The organism is Streptomyces sp. NPDC043876 (assembly GCF_056435825.1).
The window spans coordinates 2,464-3,763 of the sequence record NZ_JBWKDV010000046.1 but is presented as its reverse complement, the minus strand read 5'-3'; the positions used below and the strand labels follow the sequence as shown (position 1 = coordinate 3,763).

1 rRNA gene (cut by both window edges) is annotated in these 1,300 nt (G+C 56.5%); it reads right to left on the bottom strand.

Annotated features, from left to right (window positions below):
- Positions 1–1,300 (bottom strand): 23S ribosomal RNA (locus AC0693_RS38605) (it extends past both window edges: 1,272 nt to the left, 842 nt to the right).

Below are 1,300 nucleotides of genomic sequence, written 5' to 3'. Positions count from 1 at the left end.
CGTAAGTCCGATCACCAGTGATGGCCCCCCTTCTCCCGAAGTTACGGGGGCATTTTGCCGAGTTCCTTAACCATAGTTCACCCGAACGCCTCGGTATTCTCTACCTGACTACCTGAGTCGGTTTAGGGTACGGGCCGCCATGAAACTCGCTAGAGGCTTTTCTCGACAGCATAGGATCATCCACTTCACCACAATCGGCTCGGCATCAGGTCTCAGCCTTAATGTGTGACGGATTTGCCTATCACACGGCCTACACCCTTACCCCGGGACTACCACCGCCCGGGCTGGACTACCTTCCTGCGTCACCCCATCGCTTACCTACTACAAGTCTGGGTCACCGGCTCCACCACTTTCCTTTCCCCGAAGGGTCCGGAACGGCTTCACGGGCTTAGCATCGCCTGATTCAGTATTGGGCGTTTCAAAGCGGGTACCGGAATATCAACCGGTTGTCCATCGACTACGCCTGTCGGCCTCGCCTTAGGTCCCGACTTACCCTGGGCAGATCAGCTTGACCCAGGAACCCTTAGTCAATCGGCGCACACGTTTCTCACGTGTGTATCGCTACTCATGCCTGCATTCTCACTCGTGAACCGTCCACAACTAGCTTCCGCTGCTGCTTCACCCGGCACACGACGCTCCCCTACCCATCACAGCGGGCGTTGGCCCTATTGCTGCAATGACACGACTTCGGCGGTACGCTTGAGCCCCGCTACATTGTCGGCGCGGAATCACTTGACCAGTGAGCTATTACGCACTCTTTCAAGGGTGGCTGCTTCTAAGCCAACCTCCTGGTTGTCTCTGCGACTCCACATCCTTTCCCACTTAGCGTACGCTTAGGGGCCTTAGTCGATGCTCTGGGCTGTTTCCCTCTCGACCATGGAGCTTATCCCCCACAGTCTCACTGCCACGCTCTCACTTACCGGCATTCGGAGTTTGGCTAAGGTCAGTAACCCGGTAGGGCCCATCGCCTATCCAGTGCTCTACCTCCGGCAAGAAACACGTGACGCTGCACCTAAATGCATTTCGGGGAGAACCAGCTATCACGGAGTTTGATTGGCCTTTCACCCCTAACCACAGGTCATCCCCCAGGTTTTCAACCCTGGTGGGTTCGGTCCTCCACGAAGTCTTACCTCCGCTTCAACCTGCCCATGGCTAGATCACTCCGCTTCGGGTCTAGAGCGTGCAACTCAATCGCCCTATTCGGACTCGCTTTCGCTACGGCTTCCCCACACGGGTTAACCTCGCTACACACCGCTAACTCGCAGGCTCATTCTTCAAAAGGCACGCAGTCACGACCGTT